Origin of the sequence: Geojedonia litorea (assembly GCF_042654525.1) — a bacterium.
Lineage (GTDB): Bacteria > Bacteroidota > Bacteroidia > Flavobacteriales > Flavobacteriaceae > Geojedonia > Geojedonia litorea.
In genome coordinates this window covers 607235-627913 of record NZ_JBHSGP010000014.1, presented here as the reverse complement: position 1 = coordinate 627913, position 20679 = coordinate 607235, and the positions used below count along the sequence as shown (strand labels likewise).

Annotated in this window: 12 protein-coding genes; 5 read left to right on the top strand and 7 right to left on the bottom strand. The window is 35.7% G+C overall.

Going from position 1 to position 20679, the window contains the following annotated elements:
• Positions 1-8: 8 nt before the first annotated feature.
• The gene (locus ACFO5O_RS10750) at positions 9-1109 is read right to left on the bottom strand and encodes a glycosyltransferase family 4 protein (protein ID WP_387963627.1); all 1101 of its coding nucleotides are present in this window, start codon (positions 1107-1109) and stop codon (positions 9-11) included.
• A 147-nt stretch (positions 1110-1256) separates the two neighbouring features.
• On the bottom strand, positions 1257-2411 hold the full coding sequence (locus tag ACFO5O_RS10745; RefSeq protein ID WP_387963625.1) for a glycosyltransferase family 9 protein: 1155 nt from the start codon (positions 2409-2411) through the stop codon (positions 1257-1259).
• A 620-nt stretch (positions 2412-3031) separates the two neighbouring features.
• Between ACFO5O_RS10745 and ACFO5O_RS10740 the strand changes: the two genes are divergently transcribed.
• Entirely contained in the window at positions 3032-4597 is a 1566-nt protein-coding gene (locus ACFO5O_RS10740) for an FG-GAP repeat domain-containing protein (protein WP_387963623.1), read from the top strand.
• 37 nt (positions 4598-4634) lie between these two features.
• Here ACFO5O_RS10740 and ACFO5O_RS10735 read toward each other — a convergent pair whose 3' ends face one another.
• The 5 genes from ACFO5O_RS10735 to ACFO5O_RS10715 all read right to left on the bottom strand — a co-directional run bounded on the left by ACFO5O_RS10735 (position 4635) and on the right by ACFO5O_RS10715 (position 13621).
• Complete coding sequence (locus ACFO5O_RS10735) at positions 4635-6050, bottom strand: DUF2231 domain-containing protein (protein WP_387963621.1); 1416 nt, start codon at positions 6048-6050, stop codon at positions 4635-4637.
• The gene (locus ACFO5O_RS10730) at positions 6050-7477 is read right to left on the bottom strand and encodes a DUF1501 domain-containing protein (protein WP_387963619.1); all 1428 of its coding nucleotides are present in this window, start codon (positions 7475-7477) and stop codon (positions 6050-6052) included. The genes ACFO5O_RS10735 and ACFO5O_RS10730 overlap by 1 nt, the downstream gene beginning before the upstream one ends.
• Position 7478: 1 nt before the next feature.
• Entirely contained in the window at positions 7479-10742 is a 3264-nt protein-coding gene (locus tag ACFO5O_RS10725) for a DUF1553 domain-containing protein (protein ID WP_387963617.1), read from the bottom strand.
• A 208-nt stretch (positions 10743-10950) separates the two neighbouring features.
• Positions 10951-12288 carry a sensor histidine kinase gene (locus ACFO5O_RS10720; protein WP_387963615.1) on the bottom strand — a complete coding sequence of 446 codons (1338 nt, stop codon included), beginning with the start codon at positions 12286-12288 and terminating at the stop codon, positions 10951-10953.
• Positions 12278-13621, bottom strand: a complete 1344-nt coding sequence (locus tag ACFO5O_RS10715) for a sigma-54-dependent transcriptional regulator (protein ID WP_387963613.1) — start codon at positions 13619-13621, stop codon at positions 12278-12280. The genes ACFO5O_RS10720 and ACFO5O_RS10715 overlap by 11 nt, the downstream gene beginning before the upstream one ends.
• 198 nt (positions 13622-13819) lie before the next feature.
• On the opposite strand from ACFO5O_RS10715, the gene ACFO5O_RS10710 reads away from it, so the two are divergent.
• Genes ACFO5O_RS10710 through ACFO5O_RS10695 form a run of 4 tightly spaced genes read left to right on the top strand, consistent with a single transcriptional unit; the run spans position 13820 to position 20670 of the window.
• Positions 13820-15073 carry an efflux RND transporter periplasmic adaptor subunit gene (locus ACFO5O_RS10710; protein WP_387963611.1) on the top strand — a complete coding sequence of 418 codons (1254 nt, stop codon included), beginning with the start codon at positions 13820-13822 and terminating at the stop codon, positions 15071-15073.
• Positions 15074-15122: 49 nt separating this feature from the next.
• Positions 15123-15800 (top strand): ABC transporter ATP-binding protein, encoded by a 678-nt coding sequence (locus tag ACFO5O_RS10705; RefSeq protein WP_387963609.1) that lies wholly within the window; start codon positions 15123-15125, stop codon positions 15798-15800.
• Between the two features lie 27 nt (positions 15801-15827).
• Positions 15828-18227 (top strand): ABC transporter permease, encoded by a 2400-nt coding sequence (locus ACFO5O_RS10700; protein WP_387963607.1) that lies wholly within the window; start codon positions 15828-15830, stop codon positions 18225-18227.
• Between the two features lie 28 nt (positions 18228-18255).
• Positions 18256-20670 carry an ABC transporter permease gene (locus ACFO5O_RS10695; RefSeq protein ID WP_387963605.1) on the top strand — a complete coding sequence of 805 codons (2415 nt, stop codon included), beginning with the start codon at positions 18256-18258 and terminating at the stop codon, positions 20668-20670.
• Positions 20671-20679 lie beyond the last annotated feature (9 nt).

The window sequence follows — 20679 nt, the reverse complement described above, 5'->3', positions numbered from 1 at the left end:
ATGAGATGTTAATTTTCTAATAGGCTTTTATAAACATTTATATAATCTTTAGCCGCTTTTTCCCAGGTAAACTGTTGTGAGTGATTTTCATAGGCAGATTTGAATATATTCTTATTGGCTTCAAATTTGGACATTCCTGTTTCAAAAACATTTGCCATTTCTTCCGCATCGAAACTATTCCAGTAAAATGAATGTGCTCCTCCTATTTCTGGCAAAGATGTTTTGTTTGAAAGGAATACAGGCTTACCAAAAGTCATTGCTTCAAGCACAGGAAGTCCAAAGCCCTCTCGTAAAGAAGGAAAGGCAAAAGCCAGACAGTTTTTATAGTAATAGATTTTATCTGATTCGTTAATATTACCTAATAAAAAAACCCTGTTCTCAAACTTATAATTTTGTATTGCTTCTTTTAAAATCTCTGCATAAGCGGTCTTTAATCCTCCAGCTATAACCAAAACTACATCGCTTAAAAACCTTAACATTTCAATTAACGTATGGAAATTCTTTTTTTCAACCACCTGTCCAATTGAAAAAATAAATGGCTTGTTGGGGATGTATTTAGCGCGACTAACCTCTATGCTATTCACCGAACTATTGTTAAAATTATTCCCATTATAAATAACGTATTCAGGTATGTTTGGAATATTAAAACTAGCCTTGGTGCTTTGCTTGGTAAATTCAGAAATATATACTATTGCCGAGCTTCTATTGATTTTGTTTTTGAGTTGATTGATTCTAAAATCTAAACGCTTTCCTTTTTCTTCTTCTAAAAAATTTACATCATGAATGGTTAATAAATAGGGTATATTTTGAGAAGCAGGTTCTATTTTTGTGTTTTGGTTAACCGAATGCCAAAGGCCAAAATTATTCTTAATCCTAAAGAGCGGATATCTCGATAATGGGAAATATTTATTATATAAGATATTGTTTCCTATCTCTTTTTTTACAGTTTTATTATTACAATTAATAATTATGTTGTGATGGTCTAGAAAATCGGTTTCCTTGCTTAAAGCTTTAGCCAAATTATAATTGAATTGCCCGAAACCGCTATGCAGTTTTCTTATATTGTGGGTTTCTAGAAAAATATTTTTAGAATGATATGAATGATTCATAATTATGATTTGAGACTTTTAAATAAACTAATGCCTAGTGAATATTTTCAAATTATATTAAGGTTGTTTTAAATTGCTTAAGATGATAAAACAAAGAAAAGGTTGCGTTAAAACAAGATTGGAATTTTTTATAAAATCAACCAACGACTAATGTTGCAAAACGCTATTGAAAACTTTATACTTAACCCGGTCTGTAGTTGTTTCGATGTTTTTATAGGAACTATATCTTTTTTTTATCAGGACTTCAGACTCTAGAAAATGATTGATTTTTTCTTTAAAAAGAATGGGTTTGAATTTGCAATACAAATCGGGAGCGTTCTTTTTTAATTTCTTTCTTGATTTACCGGTAAAAAGTTTAGGTTTATAATCATTTAAATGCACCGCAACATGACTCTTAATATGTTTAAAAGTTTCCCAAGTTGCTTTATCAATCCAGGGAGAGAAAATACTAAAGGTTGGTATATTGAGTGCTTTAGCCATATTGACTGCGCCTCCTTCATTACCTATAAGTGCATTGCAATGGTACAAAACACCTAAAAATGAACGCAATGAAGAGGTATAAACATCAAACTTAATTTTAGATCTGGATTTGAGAGAGCATAAATTATAAAGCTCTTTTGCCTGATTTAATTGTGATGGTATATAATTAAATAGCAAAGTAAATTCGCCCTTACTCACTATATAATCAATAATTTGTGCCATATATGTAAGTGGATATGTTTTCTGTATGGCACTTCCCAGAATATTGATCATAAGAATTGGATTGGAAAAATCAATATTGCTATTTTCTAAAAATAACCTAGCCTTTAAAATTTCATTCTCAGTTAAATATACTTTTGGTTGACTAACAACTTTAGCTTTATCATTAAGGAGTGGTTTGAGTAATTTTAATCTGTTTTCAACAGCTAAACCCAAATTAGAATTGTTGACTTTTGTGTATTTACAGGTCTCGGTATATATAGATTTAGAGTACCATTTGTCGATAGAAATTTTAACTTTCGCCTTTGAAAACAAAGTAACTAACATGCTTTCCAATTTGCAGTAGGCATCTATAACTACATCATAATTCTCTTGATTTAGCCCATTTAAAAACTTGTAGAATGACCACTTGCTTTTTCGATATTCTTCTGTAAAAAAAATAATCTGGTCTATATATGGATTGTTCATTACAATAGCCTCCGTGTTTGTGTTTACTAGGTAATGTACACAAGAGGTCGGAATGTTTTTTTTTATTTGTTCACAAAGCATGGAACTTAAAAGTACATCGCCCACCCTTCTTTGTTGAATAACTAAAATTTTCATAGTTGAAGAAGTCTGAAATTAGGCGTTAATCTTGTGTAATGAGTAGTTCAATAAACAGCTGCTTTTTGATGCTTTTCTTTTCATAATTTGGTTTTATTTTAAAAGATTATTTTGGGGAATAAAAACGCCTTAATCTTTTCTTTGAAAAAGGTCAAAGTATTGTCATAGATGCTATAAGGTCGGATAGGTTGCTTTAGATTAAGGTTAAAATTTAATTTCTATAGCTTTATTATTAACCAGATGATTTAGCTGATTATAAGATTGTGAGGTGGTATGAGGGACATAAGCGCTTTCATTCAGACTATAAGTGTCCTGAAACTCATTCAAGACAACTAAGTTGTGATGCCAATTAATTGCGGTAACCTAATAAGAGGCTTCAAAATAGATGCTTAAGCCCAAGTATAAATGAGTGTCACTTACCATTACTAAAAAATGTCGTTTTAGTCTACTTATCAACGTCAACTATTTGAAACATTGGACCATCACCCTTAACAATTACTTGTGGCCCTACTAACGAAAATCATGATACTTTCCTTATATTGCTATATATCTCTAGGGGAATTTAAAAAAACAACTTTTCCACAGTCCTTAAAAAAGGATTTCAATATAATTATTAGTATATGACTCCATTTAAAACAATGCTTTTTGTGTGTTTGGTTGTTAACTTTTATTCCTGTAAAGATCAAGCCAACCATCCAACCTCATCAAAATCCGAATTGAGCCATGAGTTTTGGGTTGATGAGACCTCAACCTATTTGCCAATAACAAAAGAATGGACCAATAGAGTAGAAGTTGCCGATATTAATGGCGACGGAATGCTGGACCTGATTTTTGCAAATGGTGGAAATTATTCCGAGCCGGGTGAACCAGAGTCGAGCCGAATATTTATCAATAAAGGGCCTAACACAAAATTTCAGGAGGTTACAGATGAAGTTTTCAAAAATGAAAAGTATATATCAAGGGTTATAAAAGTTAGGGATATTAATAATGATGGAATCCCAGATATTATTGTTGGAACAACCTATCAAACTCAAAGCCAACTTTATATTGGACTTGGAATGGGAAAGTTTAAAAATGTCACTCTAGAACAATTTCCTAACATTAAAGCGAGTATTGGCGATCTTGAACTTGGCGACGTTGATGACGATGGTGATCTCGATATAGTACTAGCAGATTGGGGTCCGGGTTCCAATATGAATAATAACGGAGGAAGAACCATGCTTTGGCTTAACGATGGTAACGGCTATTTTAAAGATGTTACCGAAACGCAAATGCCAGATTTGTTAATTCAGTTTTCATGGGATCTCGAATTTTTTGATTTTGATAATGATTTTGACTTAGATATGGCCATATCATGTAAAAGATGTGCCACTAGCCGAATTTTTGTAAATGATGGGCGTGGTTTTTTTGAAGACAAAAGGCTTCTACCTGCCTATACCAATAACTACGAATTAGAGCCAATGGATATAAACGGAGATGGCTTTTTAGATTTAATTACCGTGAATGATGGTGAAATTGTTAATGGCGAATCTTTTTCTCGAAGAGAGCATATTTTTTTAAATCAAGAAGGAAAACGATTTATCGATGCAACTGACAGTCTTTGGTCCGATTCAGAGAATATAGGGGAAGACGACAACAACATTGTGTTTTTAGACTATGATTCAGATAATGACCCTGATTTTTTGATTAGCTCATTAACTGGTGAAGACCGTTTGCTGGAAAATGACAGTTCGGGTAAATTCAAACTTATTCAACCTGTTCTAAAAGGTGCGCCCACACCACTTACACTTTCAATGGTTTTGGGTGACATTAATAATGACAAAAAATTAGATATCATAATGGGTCAGGGAGAAGGAGAAGAGGGAATTGAAGAGCGCATTTTTATAGGTAAAGATATTAGCCCCGATACCGCTTCTCCTAAAATTACCCACTATTTGGTCACTAATAATGAAACCGATGGCACCACTTCAATTAAGGCAAGAATTCATGACAATAAAAGTCCAAATATGCCTCAAGATTGGTCTTCTGTTGAAGTATTAAGTAGCGACGGATCCAATACAACAAAAATGACCTGGTACGGAGAAAATTTGTGGATTGCAACCGTACCTCTGGTTCTATATAATCAGGGTATTGAAATCTGTGCAATTGATTATGCTGGAAACAAGGCCTGTTTGAAGCTTAAGTAGTTTAAACTAGAAGCTTTAAAATGTATTAAATCTCGTGTTAACGATCTGAATTTTCCTCGGTGAAAACCGATTTAGGCTCTTGTACTTCCTTAAACTTAAAATCAGATATAATAGCTTTATTCTTATAATTTGCTAATAACGAAGAAATTTGATCTTTGGTAACTTTCGTATTTAACACATATACCCTTAATAATTTGGATTTAGATAGTAAGTTCTGAAGTGATTCGTTTGTAAGATCGGTTTCATTTAAATTGGCAGATTCTATATGTTGATGCTTAGCAAGGTAAGACGATAAATTGTGGTCAAGCCTATTTTTACTAAAATTGATTCTGTTGAGGTGCGGTATTTCAACAAGCTCATTCAAAAGTTCTTCCGTTAAGTTGCTATTTGATAAATTAAGAAATGTAATGTGGCTTGCAGCACGATTTAGAATTTGAATCTGATCCTTGCTAATTGTATCACCAATAAAAGAAACATCTAACAAAAAGTTGTTTTCGCTTAAATAATTAGCTCTAAATCTAGAATTTCTTAATTCAGCTAGGATCTCATTATCCAGACTATCAACCTTTACTTTTTCGTAATAGGGCCTTGGTTTGTAATCCAATCCGTAATCACGATTAATAAGCGCAATCAATTCACTGCTCATCGCTTCTGAATTAAAGCTGGCCAAACTATCAGCTCCATTTGAGATCCAATACCTTAAGATTTCAATATCAGTGTATCCAAATCCAGGACCTCTTGGAGGCATAGCTTTATCATGGTCGGCCGGCAAGCTTACACGAACAAACAATTCGCTTTTGTCTGGGTTTTTGGGTAAAACAGGAATAGCATAGTCTGCATCTTTAAAAAGATTGTTGTACTTCGCCAAACTCAATCCGCCCATTGCATTTTCAGTATTGTGACAGGAGATACAATTGTTTTGGATTATAGGGTAAATGATATCAGAGTAGATCTTTACAGAATCTGGATGCTTTCCTTTTAATTTATCTCTTAAAGTAACATCTTCATAGTTTTTTATAAAGCCAGGACCGTATTTGACAAGATAATCTGGGCCATGAGTAAGATTGCCTCCAAAATGACCTGTTAATCCTATCAAAATAATGACAAGGGTTGAAGCAGCTATTTTTGATTTGCCCTTGGCCTCTTGAGCTTTAACCTGATAAATGATGACAAGGAGCATTACCAATAATGTTGCAATGCCAAGTTGCTTATGATTGTCTAAAGCGTTAATACCATAATCATTGCTAAAGGACAATAGCCAGCCGGTTAGTGCAGCCAAAATACCCGATAAAAGGCCTAATGCATAAATGAAAATAATAAGCTTGCGCGAATTAATAAATTTGCGATAACCAAATTGAAATTGTAGTTCTAAAATAAATCCTAGAATGAAGATACCAATGGGTAAATGAACCAACAATGGGTGAAAACGGCCAATAAATAGATCCCACTCCATTAACTTAAGATATCTTTTACCACATTTCCATGAACATCAGTCAATCTGAATCTGCGCCCCTGATACTTATAATTTAATTTTTCATGATCTAATCCTAAAAGGTGAAGTATGGTTGCATTGAGATCGTGAACATGCACTTTGTTTTCTGTAATATGATAACCAAAATCATCTGTGGCTCCGTAAGTCAAGCCCTTTTTAACACCAGCACCGGCCATTAGCATTGTATAGGCGTCGGGATGGTGGTCGCGCCCAAAATTATCTTTTGTAAGCTGGCCCTGTGAAAAACTTGTCCTGCCAAATTCACCGCCCCAAACCACTAAAGTATCTTCGAGCAGTCCGCGCTGTTTTAGATCCATGATTAAAGCTGCTGATGCCTGATCAACTTCTTTACATCGTTTAGGAATTTGTCTAGGTAAATTACTGTGGTGATCCCAATCGCCATGATAAATCTGAATAAAACGAACGCCACGTTCGGCAAGGCGTCTAGCCAACAAGCAGTTGCTTGCAAATGTGCCCGGTTTCTTACTGTCCTCTCCATACAGGGTATAAACATGTTCTGGTTCTCCGTCTGTATTCATAACTTCCGGGACAGACGTTTGCATCCTGAAAGCCATTTCATATTGTGACATTTTTGCTTTAATAGCTGGATCATCCCAAGTGTTTAAGTTCTGCTCTTGCAGCTTTTGAAGATGGTTGAGCTGCTCTCTTCTTATCTCTTCAGTAACTCCAGGCGGGTTGTTTAAAAACAACACCGGATTTTTACCGCTTCTAAACTGAACACCTTGATATTCGGCAGGCAGAAACCCACTAGATAACAATCGCGATGAACCGCCTTCGTTACCTTTAGTCATCAAGGCAATATAATTGGGAAGATTTTCATTTTCTGATCCTAATCCATAACTAATCCAAGCACCCATTGTTGGTCTTCCAGGAATTTCAGAGCCTGTATGTGTGAACATTTGTGCTGGTTCATGCTGAACAGATTCAGTGTGCATGGAATTAATCATACACAATTCATCAGTAATTTGCGACATATATGGCATAAGATCACTCATCCACATTCCACTATTGCCATGTTGCTTAAAATTATATATTGGCCGTACAATTGGCTTACTCGCTTGTGCGGCAACAGTAGCAGTCACCCTATCTCCCATTACACTATCTGGCAATTCAACACCATGCATTTTGGTAAGAATAGGTTTGTAATCAAACAAATCCAACTGCGAAGGCGCCCCAATCATGTTTAAGAAAATCACACGTTTTGCTTTAGGTGCAAAATGAGGCCCTTGTCCGATGTAGGAATTAAATGAATTTCCAAAAGCGTGCATTGGATTTATGAGTGAAGCCAAAGAAATAGCCCCAAGTCCAAGTGTCGCTTTACTTAAGAAATCCTTTCTACTAATGGGGTTGTGATGATGATCGTCCATGTTATCTCTTCATATAAGATTCGTCAAAATTAAATATCGTACTTACCACCAAAGTCATTGCCGCCGTTTTATCTTTAGGTAAAACCTTGTCAAAAGGCATTTCACCTACCGATAAAATAGAATCGATGAGGGTTGGCGTATTAACAAACTGCTCTAAAGATGTTTGATATTGATCTTTTAAAATATTGAGTTGTTCATTTGTAGGCTTTAAACCTGTAGATCTCCTAAACGCTAGTTGTATTTGCTGATCGATGTTTTCAGGATGTTCCTTTTGAACACGTTCTGACAATACACGAGATGCCTCTACAAACTGTGGATCATTGAGTAGTGTTAATGCCTGAAGAGGCGTACTGGTCACATTACGTCGTATGGTGCATATTTCCCTTGGGGTACCGTCAAAATTAATCATAAACGGGTTAGGGGCAAAGCGCCTTGAAAACGTGTAAAGACTTCTTCTGTATAATCCTTTACCCGAATCGGGCACATATTTTTTTAACTTATTAGAGGCCATAAGTACTTCTTTCCAAAGTCCTTCCGGCTGATATGGTTTTACACTAGGCCCACCAATATCTGATACTAAAAGCCCACTGGCTTTTAAAACATTGTCTCTAATCATTTCTGCTGGCCATCGATATGATGGGCTACGTGCAAGAAACTTGTTTTCTGGGTCTGTTTTTCGAAGCTCTTCAGGACAATGAGAAGATTGTTGATAGGTGTAAGACATTACCATTTGCTTAATAGCATGTTTTATATTCCAATCATGTTTAACCAAATCTTGGGCCAACCAGTCTAACAATTCTGGATGACTAGGACGCTCTCCTTGACTACCGAAATCTTCGGCCGTTTTGACCAAACCTTTACCAAATATCATCTGCCAATATCGGTTTATAGCAACTCTTGGCACAAGTGCATTGTTGGGATCAAACAACCATTTAGCCAGTCCTAACCTGTTTTTTGGTAAATCCTTGCTGTAAGGAAGCACCTTATTAATACCGCCTGGCTCAACTTCTTCTCCAGGTTGATTATAAAGACCTTTTTCTAAAATGTAGGTCTTTCTGGGTGTCTTCATGTCTTTCATGACCATTACTTGGTCTGCACTGTCTAGAATCGCTCCCAATTCTTTTCTTAAAGTTTTTATCTTGTTACGTTGAGCTAATAGATTTTTATCATGTAAAAACCAATACTCTTGTCTGATGTCTTTTGAATTTGCATCTAAACTAGCTTCACCTAATTGCGCCATTTCCCATTGGGAAAGTTGTCGGTCATAAACCTTGATGTCATCTATTTTTCCCCTGAACAATCCAAGATCATTCATCCAAAGTCGGTTACTTCTTCCAACTATCAAAGGAATAGTGTCGGGTTTCATGGTATCCATATTTATAGGAACCATGGACCGCTTTAAATTATCAAAGTTCGTTTTTGTTCTTGCCTTTTTCCCGTTTATGAATACAGTAACACCTTTTGCAGATTTACTACCATCGTAGGTAAATCCAACATGTTGCCACTTATTAGGAGGGATCTCGTCAATTGAAGTCACCGAAATAACCTCATCAGGTAAACGATGTATTAGGCGCACTCTAACGTGATTGGTGGAATCTAGTGCAATTTCCCAACCGCGATGGAACTGAAAAACATGACCTGTATTGCCAATTATAGTTTGAGACGAGCCAATGGAGTCTTTTTCCGTAGAAATCCAGGTGCTGATACTAAAGGGGTCATAATGCTCAAATTCTCCAATTTTTCGAAGCGTGACAATATCATACTCCTCATTAAAATAGGCGGCTTTTCCATATTTCCCTTCAGCTAAAGTTATTTTTAAATTTGCCTCTGCTTCCTTGTTGCCGTCCAGCATCTGCATATCCAGAAAGATTTTCTTTTTTGGTTCAGCCTTCTTTTTCTCTTCTTTTTTCTTTTTGTCCTTATCTTTCTTTTTGTCTTCCTCCATAGGTTTACGAGGTTTAAGCTCCTTTTTATAGGACGCAATGGAGTTGAACTTATAATGGGCAAGCGGACGCACTTCCGAAATTGTTGGCAAAGCTTTGTCGTAGATTGCCAACTGCTTTTGTTTTAAAAGCGCGAGTGCTTTTTCATCTGCCTCCAAAGATTTAACATAGGTATTTATTTGTGACTTTTCCTCATCGCTAAGTAAAGTCAAAGTTGGAGGCCTGTCAGAATCGGTTGGAGCAAGACCATATTCTTCGGTGCTATTGAAAAAAGCAGATACCTGAAAAAATTCTCTTTGGGTGATGGGATCAAACTTGTGGTCATGACATTTGGCACATTCAACGGTCAAGCCGAGCAAAGCGGTGCCTGTTAGGCCAGCACGCTCATTAACATACTCCAATCGAAATTCTTCAGGAATGGAGCCTCCTGAAGCCTCTAATGGATTCATCCTTAAAAATGAGGTTGCAAGGATAGATTGATCATTAGCATTTGGAATTAAATCTCCGGCTATTTGGTGGGTTATAAATTCATCATAAGGCATATTCTTTTTGAATGCCTCAATAAGCCAATCCCGATAAGGCCAAGATGTACGGTAACCATCAAAAGAAACACCATGTGAGTCAGAATATCTTGCTACATCCATCCATTCTTGTGTCATGCGTTCGGCATAGGCATCTGATTGTAAAAGGCGATCTACAACCTTTTCATAGGCATTATTTGAAGTGTCATTCAAAAAAGCATCAATTTCTTCTACAGATGGAGGCAAACCAGTAAGATCCATTGTAACGCGCTTAATAAGGCGCTCCTTGTCGGCCAGGGCGGCAGGTGCCATTCCTTGTTGAAGTAGCTGGTTTTGAATGTAATGATCTATATTGTTTTGACGGGTCCAGTTATTGTTAAGTGTAGGAACTTTAGGAGCATTTAAGGCAAGAAAAGACCAATGCTCTTTCCAATTAGACCCTTGATCAATCCATTTGGCAATCATAGCTATTTCACGCGCAGATATAGTAAGTTCAGAATCAGGAGGCGGCATCATAAATTCTGGGTCATTGCTTAACAATCTGTGAATAACCTCACTTTTTCCTATTTTTCTTTTGACAAAAGCATAATTACCTGATTGAAGCTGTTTAAAAGCTTCTGCCTCAATATCAAGCCTTAACCCTGCTTTACGTGTTTGAGGATCTGGACCGTGACAGGTGTAACACCTATCGGAGAGGATGGGTTTAATATGGAAATTGTAATCAACATATTCTGGCAAAGCTTCATAAGCAAGCTCAACCTCATTAGAAAGCGGACCAGAGCAGTTTAAGCTTAAAAGCAAAAAGATGCCAATTAGGCAACAATGTATATGCAGCCTAAAAAAAGTTGAAGGTTGGATAAAAGCTTTCAAGTTAAAAAGGGTTGGTTGTCTGATATTCTGAAAGATACGAATAAATTCAGATATTTTATAAAATATTTGAAGGCTTAGTTTTTAAGGAATTTACAAAATGAGTATTACCTTATAACAGATATAATAGTTTGATTCTATTTTAAAATATCAACCCAATTGCCGTTCCCGTACCCTCTTCACTTTGTATTTGAATACGCCCTTTGTGCAGCATCATAATTTGTTTTGAAAGGCTCAAGCCTATACCACTTCCTGTTTTTTTAGTACTAAAAAAGGGCACAAAAATAGTATCTAAAAGTTCGGAGGGAATCCCAATTCCATTATCGATCACTTTAATTTGAACGGTGTCTCGCAATTTTTCTGCAGTAATTATTATTTTAGGATTTTCTTGTTCTAAACAGGCGTCTCTGGCATTTAGAATAAGGTTGATTAACACCTGTTCAATGAGATGCACATCAATGTTAAGCTCTAATTTAGGATTAGTATTTATAAATTCAACAGAAATGCTCTGCTGCAATGACGGAAGCATCAGATCCCCGATAGTTTTGAATAGCTCATCCACAAAAATTCTAGACTTATTTACCTGACTCACTTTGTTAAGTGTACGATAGGTTTTGGCAAATTTCATCAACCCTTCGCTACGTTTTTTTATGCTTAAAATTCCGGCATTGATGTCTTCTAAATTTAAATCATAATTGGTTTTATCGTCTAGTTTATGTTGAATTTCACTTTGAAGTGTTTCAGAGAGCGAAGAAATAGGCGCAATACTATTCATGATTTCGTGGGTCATCACACTTAATAATTTTTTCCAGGCTTCAGATTCATTTTTGTTAAGGGTATCTTCAATATTTTGAACAACAATTAGTTTAAATGAATTGTCTTCAACTTCAAAAACCGTATCCGAAACTAATACTTTTAGAGATTCATCCCGCAACTCTAAAGTGACCGATTGGTGATTGGCATAATAGGTTTCAAACAGATCGTTATAAATTTTTGGACGGCGCTTTTTAACAAATCGAATATTCTTGAATGATGGGAGATCCATAATGTCTAAAATAGAATCATTAACCCAAAGCACATCTCCACTTTCCACATTAAAGGCAACAATTCCCACATCAACCATTTCTAGGATTTTTTTGAGATATAGAAATTGCGCTTGACGTTCTTTGTTAATGGTTCTAAACGTTTTATTGACAAGATTAAAACCCTTATGAAGCTGACGAATGTCTCTAGGCCCGTGTTCTTCACCAAACCATCTCGAGAAATCGCGGTATTTCACAGATTCAAAAAAGTCGTCCATTTCTATGAAACGTTTGGTCACAAATACATAAAGGTTATACAATAAAATTATGGTCACTAATAGGCCACCATATAATGCATAATTATTTTGAAACGCCAGCCCATAGGCAATACTAGACATGGCTGCCAAAAGAATGAAAACCCTAAAGAGTAAAATGAAAAAATAAGATTTATAAATCATATTTATTAAGCCTGCGGTATAATGCAGTTCGTGTTATTCCCAACTCTTTTGCCGATTTAGAAATATTACCATTATTTTTTTCGATGACATTAAGTATGGCAGTTTTTTCAAGAATTTCAAGGTTTACAATTTTAGAAGTTTGAGGTTTTTGAGCACTTTCAATCGCCGAGAATACCAAATCGTTTGCCTTTAATGTATTACCTTCGGCCATAATTACAGACCGTTCTAAAGTATATTGAAGCTCACGAACATTTCCAGGAAAAGTATGATCTTTCAGTTTTTTTATAAACTCGGGATCAAGTTTAAATGGTTCTTTAAAATATTTTTCAGCATAGTTAGAAATAAAATGATGACACAATAGGGTAATATCAGAACCTCTATCGCGTAATGGTGGTACAATAATATCTACGGTATTAATGCGGTAAATCAAATCTTTCCTAAATTTAGATTCATCGGCAAGATCGTTGATACTTAAATTCGTAGCACAAATTAGTCTGATATCTAAATCTATGGCATCGTTAGAGCCTAAAGGGGTGACGGTTCTATTTTGTAATACACTCAAAAGTCGAACTTGCTGCCCTAAGGTAATATTTCCAATTTCATCTAAAAAAAGTGTGCCACCGCTTGCGGCTTCAAATCGTCCCATCCGGTTTTCATTTGCACCTGTAAAAGCACCTTTTTTATAACCAAATAATTCACTTTCAAAAAGGGTTGAGGTTAAAGCGCCAACATCCACTTTAACAAAGGGCTTATTTTTTCTATTAGAATTGTCATGAATGGCGCGAGCTATTAAATCTTTACCCGTACCATTTTCACCTAATATCAAAATATTGGCTTCAGTAGGTGCCACTTTACTAATCTTCAAAAAAACATCTTGCATTACGGCACTATCACCCACAATCTTTTCTCCCGAAAGGGATTCTAAACGTGGAGCCTTGACAGTCTTTTTCTGAAGAAGAATTTGTTTTATAGAGTCAACAAGTTTTTCATTTTTCCAGGGTTTTACAATAAAATCAGAAGCGCCATTCTTTAAACTTTTGATAGCCAAATCAATATCGCCATAAGCCGTAATTAGGATTACATCTATTTTAGAGTTGAAGCTTTTAATTTTATTCAGCCAATAAATCCCTTCGTTACCAGTATGAACTACTCCGTTAAAATTCATGTCTAAAATCACAATATCAATTTGATGTTGTTCTAATAACGACTGAATAGTGTTTGGGTTTTTGTTTACTTGTACAGATTTTACCATAGATTTTAGTAAAAGCCGTAACGCAGTAAGGACATCTTCGTCGTCATCAATTACAAGTATGTTGGCATCTTTTAGAAGCATATTTCAAATTTAATAATTTATAACGCCAATTAAATAGTTATGAACAAGTTATTTATCTAGCTATAAAAGTGTATTGTTTTCGAACAATACCTGTATCAAAATCGAACACTTTAAAATCGAAATAAATTTTAATTAATTGATATTCAGTAGAATACAAATTCGGCAAGATTATTTATATACTAACCTAAAAATTTATCCATGGACATACCAATTGAAAAAAAACGATTTACAAAGTCTAAACTCATAATGATAGGATTGGGGGCGCTCATTCTATTTTTAATCGTTTATGTTTTTATTTTTTCTTCAGGTAACTCAAAGCTCAACGTAGAGCGCGAACGCTTAAGTATAAATACGGCGCAAACAGGTGTTTTTCAAGAAAACATTCCTGTTAATGGTATTGTATTACCTATAACTACAATTTATTTAGACGCTATTGAAGGCGGTCGCGTAGATGAAAAGTATGTTGAGGATGGTGCTATTATGAAAAAAGGCGATCCAATTTTAAGGTTATCTAACACCGACTTAGAATTAAGTCTAGTCAATCAAGAAACTTCAGTTTATAATTTATTAACCCAGATGCAAATTTCGCAAAATGCGGCGAGACAAAACACCATCAATAAACTTAATCAATTTACTGATGTGGAGAACAGTCTTATTGAAGCCGAAAGAATTTACAATCTAAACAAACGTCTTTTTGAAAAAGATGCCATTGGCAGACAGGAACTTATTAAATCACAAAATGATTACAACTACCAAAAAGAACGCATGCAGTTAGCGAAGCAAATATTGCAGCAAGATTCTGTTGCTACTAAGCAAGAGCAAAATCAAATCCAGAGCTCTTATCAACGCACACAAAACGCTTTAGAGTTAATGCGAAGAAAGGTTGCCGATTTAGTAGTAAAAGCTCCTGTTGATGGTCAGCTAACCTCTCTAGATGCCGAAATAGGTCAATCTAAAAACAAGGGAGAGCGCTTGGGTCAAATAGATGTATTAAGTGGGTTTAAAGTACGAGTTGATATAGACGAGCATTATATAAGTAGAATTTATGCCGGACAAAGAGGGTCGTTTGTATTTAACAACAAACAATATTTCCTCATCATTAAAAAGGTATACACACAAGTAAGTAATGGACGTTTTCAGGTGGATATGGAGTTTGAATCCGAAGTCCCAGAAGGTATTAGGCGTGGGCAAACATTACAAATTCGAGTAGCGTTAAGCGAAGAAAAACAAGCCCTGCTCATCCCAAAAGGAGGATTCTTTCAGCAAACCGGGGGCAATTGGATTTTTAAGGTGAGTGAAGATGGCTCGTATGCCTACAAAATTGACATTTCATTAGGTAGTCAAAATACAGAGTTCTATGAAGTGTTGAGCGGTTTAGAACAGGGAGATAAAGTTATTACTTCTGGTTATGACAATTACGGCGACGTACAAGAATTAATATTAAAAGACTAATTACAAATAAATTATAAAATAACACTTAACAGTATAAAATTAATTAGAAATGATAACAATCAATGAACTAGAGAAATTTTACAGCACCGACGAAGTGCGTACAATAGCATTAAATAAGCTTTCCTTTAAAGTAAATAAAGGTGAATTTGTTGCTATTATGGGGCCATCGGGATGCGGAAAATCCACTTTGCTTAATATTATTGGTCTGCTTGATGACGCCGATGGCGGCAGTTTTATTTTTGACGGATCAGAAGTTTCAAAATACAATGAACGTAAACGCGCTAACTTACGAAAGCACAATATTGGCTTCGTGTTTCAAAGCTTTAATCTTATTGATGAGCTTACCGTTTTTGAAAATGTTGAGCTTCCACTTATTTATACAGGAGTTAAACCTGCAGAACGTAAGAAACGTGTTGAAGAAGTACTTGAAAAAATGCAAATCATGCACCGTCGCAAACACTTTCCACAACAATTATCTGGTGGTCAGCAACAACGTGTCGCGGTTGCAAGAGCAGTAGTTAATAATCCAAAATTAATTTTGGCGGATGAGCCTACAGGAAACCTGGATAGTAGCAATGGAAATGAAGTGATGGATCTGCTAACAGAATTAAATGAAGCAGGAACCACTATCATCATGGTTACACATAGCGAACACGATGCCAAATACAGCCATCGTATTATTAGAATGTTAGATGGCCAAAAGGTAACCGAAAACATTCTCGTCTAATCAATCCCAATCAAAAAACGAACAATCATGATCAAGAATTATTTCAAAATAGCCTGGAGAAACCTTTTAAAGAACAAGGTGTATTCCTTCATCAATATTTTTGGGTTGGCTATTGGTATGGCAGTTACAATTACTATCGGACTTTGGATTGCCGACGAATTGAGCTATAATTCTAATTTTAAAAATTATGATCACATAGCTCAAGTCTATCAAAGCCAAACCTTTAATGGGAAAGTTGGAACCGGACAAGCCATTCCTCGACCTTTAGAGATGACTTTAAGAGAAAGCTACGGAAGTAATTTTAAGCACATTTCCATGTCATCATGGACCCAATCCAGATATTTAAAATATCAGGACAAAAGCATTTCAAGACAGGGTAATTTCATTCAGGAATCAGGTCTTGAGATTTTCGATTTCAAAGTTATAAAAGGTGAAAAAAACGGTTTAAAAGAAACCAATTCAATAATGTTATCGGAGTCAACAGCTAAAGCATTATTTGGAGACGAAGAACCCATTGGAAAAATCATTAAAGTCAATAGTAATAACGACATGATGGTCACAAGTGTTTTTGAGGATATTCCTTTAAATAGCACACTTTCAGAAGTTACTTTCTTAATTCCATGGAAATTTTATGCAAATAGTCAAGAATGGATTAAAAATTCTATAGATAGTTGGGGTAATAATTCGTTTCAAATGTTTGTACAAATAGCAGATAACGCCACTATGAAAGGCGTGACTCAAAAAATTATTGATTCAAAAAAGAAGGCTAATGAAGATACTGTTGAATTCAATCCACAGATTTTTTTATTGCCAATGAGTGATTGGCACCTTCGATCTAGCTTTGAGAATGGCGTACAAACGGGTGGACGAATAGAAAGTGTTTGGTTGTTTGGAATTATTGGAATGTTTGTACTGTTTCTGGCCTGTATCAACTTCATGAATTTAAGTACAGCCAGATCAGAAAAACGTGCCATGGAAGTAGGTATTCGCAAAGCCATTGGCTCTAGTAGAGAGCAACTCATCAAACAATTTTTAAGTGAATCGTTATTGGTGGTTCTATTTGCATTTATTGTAGCAATACTACTTGTTTTATTGTGTTTGAACGGATTTAATACATTAGCAAGTAAGCAAATGACTTTTCCTTGGAGCAATTTAAACTTCTGGAGCGTCTCTTTGATTTTTGTGTTATTTACAGCCTTAATATCAGGAAGTTACCCTGCGTTATACTTGTCATCATTTAACCCAGTAAAGGTATTAAAAGGCACTTTTAAAGCAGGTCGTTTTGCAGCATTACCTAGAAAAGTATTGGTCGTTGTTCAGTTTACCGTATCAGTGGCTTTAATCATTGGCACTTTAGTGGTCATGCAACAAATAGAGTATAGTAAAAGCAGACCGGTGGGTTATGATAAAGGCGGATTGATTCAAATACCTACCATGAGTATAGATTTTATGGGGAAGTATGATTTTATGAGAAATCAATTTATAGCCTCAGGCGGTGCCATTGAGATGTCTTCATCGAGCAGCCCAACCACCCAAATTTGGTCTAATCGTGGAGGATATACCTGGGAAGGAAAACCAGAAGGGTTTCAGGAAGATTTTGCTTGGACTGAAGTATCTTATGAATATGTGAAGTCGTTAGGAATGAAAATTGTAGAAGGGCGAGACTTTTCAAGAGAATTCCCAACAGACTCCAATGCTATATTAATAAATAAAACCGCCGTCCAGTACATGGGCTTAACAGACCCTGTTGGTAAGTTATTGAGAAATGACGACTCTGATGACAATAATCCTCCATTGAAAATTATTGGGGTGGTTGAAGACGTTATTTCTCAATCGCCTTATCGTCCAGTAAAACAAGGGCTATATGTTTTTGATCGATATGAGAATGCGAGCTATTATAATCTGCGTTTGAATCCAAATAATAGTGTTTCCGAAAATCTAAAGATTATCGAAAAAACATTTAAACAGCATTTTCCCAATTTACCATTTCAATATGAATTTATTGACGAACAGTACGCTCTTAAATTTGCGCAAGAAGAGCGTATCGCAAGCTTGGCAAGAGTGTTTACCATATTAGCAATTTTAATTAGCTGCCTTGGATTATTTGGATTGGCAAGTTTTGTGGCCGAACAGCGCACAAAAGAAATAGGCGTTAGAAAAGTATTAGGAGCAACGGTAACTAATCTTTGGACCTTGCTTTCTAAAGACTTTGTATTGTTGGTAGTGATTTCATTACTAATCGCAACGCCAATTGCTTATTATGCGATGCAACAATGGTTACAGAAGTTTGCCTATCGCGCCGATATTTCATGGTGGATATTTTTAGCCGCGGCTTTGGGAGCACTTACAATTACCCTCATCACGGTGAGTTTTCAATCTATAAAAGCAGCAACCTCAAACCCAGTAAAAAGCTTAAGAACAGAATGATGATATAACAATCAAAAAACGAACAGTCATGATCAGAAATTATTTCAAAATAGCCCTTCGAAACCTAATGCATAACAAAGGTTATACTGCTATAAAAATAGCAGGATTAGCAGTAGGTGTTATGTGTTGTATACTAATCATGCTTTTTGTTAATAGTGAATGGAGTTTTGATAAATTCCACAGCAAATCAGATCGACTTTATAGAGTATGGCAAGATGAAAAGTACGAAGATCAAAACTTTATTAATACCATAACCCCTATAATTATGGGACCAACACTTGAGGCCAATATTCCTGAAGTGGAGGGGATGTGCAGGGTTTTAAGTGTTAACCCAACGATTACCTATAGTCAAAAGGATTTTACTGATCAGGCCTTAATGGTCGACACCAGCTTTTTTAGGTTATTCGATTTTAAATTGCTTGAAGGAAATAGAGCAAATCTTTTTCCGCAGACTAACACCGTTGTTTTGTCTAAAACAACCGCCAAAAAATACTTTGGTAATACATCAGCAGTTGGACAATACCTAGAAATGCAATTGGGGAATGAAAAAGAACAATTTATTGTTACAGGTATTATCGAAGACGCTCCAGAACCTTCAAGTATCCAATATAATATGTTAATATCCTTCGCCAATGTTGGCAAACTATTTAGTGAAGGTTTGCAAAAAAGTTGGTTCAATATTTTTGGAGAAACTTATGTCATGTTGCGAGAAGGAGTATCACCTGAACAATTATACCCTAAATTTCCAGATATGATGAAGCAGGCACTTGGCGAGAATTATCAGCCGGGTGGTTTTGAGGTTTATTTACAACCCATTACAGAGATTCATTTAGATACTAGCTTACCTCAAGGAATCCAACCAATTAGCAATCCAAAATACTCCTACATTTTAGCAACAATTGGTATTTTAATCTTATTAGTTGCTTGTGCCAACTTTGTCATTCTCGCTATTGGTCATTCTAGCAGTAGAGCTAGGGAAGTTGGGGTGCGTAAAGTAATGGGTGCAGAAAAGCATCAGTTAATTTATCAATTTATGGGTGAGGCGTTGATTGTTACCTGTGTATCAATGATTTTAGGTCTAGGTTTTTCTTTAGCCCTACTAAATCCTTTTAACACGATTATCAACCGTGAACTGGCATTTCCATTAGATATTTCTTTTATTCTTTTTTGTTTGCTTCTGGTTTTAGTCATTGCCTTTATTTCTGGGTTTTATCCAGCCATTTTTCTGTCAAAATTTAATCCTGTAGTTGTATTAAAGGGTAAACTATCCTCAAAAAAAGGTTCGGGCCTTTTGCGTCAAAGCTTGGTTATAGGCCAGTTTGCTGCTTCAATAGCAATGATTATTTGTACCATTGTAATTGGTCAGCAAATCGATTATTTTAAAAGTAAAGACTTAGGTTATAACAAAGAGCAGATTATTGTTGTTTCTACCAATTTAAACAGAAAAGATGGAACAGTATTGGCCGAACGCTATAGAACCGAGCTACTAAAGCACCCTGAAGTTGCAGAGGCCACCGTATCGCTATACAGTTTTGCCGAATCGCCCTGGATTACACTTGGCTTCACAAATGAAATGAACGCCTACAGAAGCTTTCAATATAATACAGTTGATGCTAATTTTATTGAATCCATGGATATTAAAATTAAAGAAGGGCGAGCATTTAACCACCAAATTACATCTGATATAACCAATGCTGCGGTTGTTAACGAAGCTTTTGCGTCACTGTTTGGATTGGACGAACCTATAGGGAAAAAACTACCAGGACCATTTCAGCAAGAAATTATTGGTGTTGTGAAAAATTTCAATTTTCAGTCGCTTCATACGCCCGTAGCACCCTTATTGATGACCATGAGGTCAGATTCTATATTTAGTAAAACAGAGAATATTGGTATGGCATTTTCGCCACAACCCAGAATATCGGTGCGTATGAAGGCAGGAAATCTTTCAGACAATGTTAAGATTCTAGAAGAAGCATGGAAGCAAGTAGCGCCCAATCAAGATTTTGTGAACACATTCCTGGATGCTTCAATTGAAGCCCAATATAAGGCCGAAGCTAGAACAAGCACAATTGTAAAAATTGCTTCAGGATTGTCAATATTTATTGCAAGCATGGGATTGTTTGGACTGGTAACTCTTATTCTGTCCCGTCGAAAAAAAGAAATAGGAATTCGCAAAGTTCTTGGAGCTAAAGTCATAAGCATTATTAAATTAATCTCAATAGATTTCGCTGTGTTGATAATTGTTGCATCAATCATAGCATTTCCGTTGGCTTGGTGGTTTATGAAAGATTGGCTTCAGGAGTTTGCTTATAAGGTGGATATGCAATGGTGGGTATTTGCTTTGGCAAGTTTAGCAGCAATTGTTATAGCCCTTATTACGATAAGCCTACAAACCATTAAAACAGCACTATCAAACCCAGTACATAGTTTAAGAACAGAATAAAAAATCAAA

Coding starts and splice junctions, on each gene's coding strand:
- ACFO5O_RS10750 (WP_387963627.1), bottom strand. CDS start 1,109: ATGAATCATTCATATCATTCTAAAAATATTTTTCTAGAAACCCACAAT.
- ACFO5O_RS10745 (WP_387963625.1), bottom strand. CDS start 2,411: ATGAAAATTTTAGTTATTCAACAAAGAAGGGTGGGCGATGTACTTTTA.
- ACFO5O_RS10740 (WP_387963623.1), top strand. CDS start 3,032: ATGACTCCATTTAAAACAATGCTTTTTGTGTGTTTGGTTGTTAACTTT.
- ACFO5O_RS10735 (WP_387963621.1), bottom strand. CDS start 6,050: ATGGAGTGGGATCTATTTATTGGCCGTTTTCACCCATTGTTGGTTCAT.
- ACFO5O_RS10730 (WP_387963619.1), bottom strand. CDS start 7,477: ATGGACGATCATCATCACAACCCCATTAGTAGAAAGGATTTCTTAAGT.
- ACFO5O_RS10720 (WP_387963615.1), bottom strand. CDS start 12,288: ATGATTTATAAATCTTATTTTTTCATTTTACTCTTTAGGGTTTTCATT.
- ACFO5O_RS10715 (WP_387963613.1), bottom strand. CDS start 13,621: ATGCTTCTAAAAGATGCCAACATACTTGTAATTGATGACGACGAAGAT.
- ACFO5O_RS10710 (WP_387963611.1), top strand. CDS start 13,820: ATGGACATACCAATTGAAAAAAAACGATTTACAAAGTCTAAACTCATA.
- ACFO5O_RS10705 (WP_387963609.1), top strand. CDS start 15,123: ATGATAACAATCAATGAACTAGAGAAATTTTACAGCACCGACGAAGTG.
- ACFO5O_RS10700 (WP_387963607.1), top strand. CDS start 15,828: ATGATCAAGAATTATTTCAAAATAGCCTGGAGAAACCTTTTAAAGAAC.
- ACFO5O_RS10695 (WP_387963605.1), top strand. CDS start 18,256: ATGATCAGAAATTATTTCAAAATAGCCCTTCGAAACCTAATGCATAAC.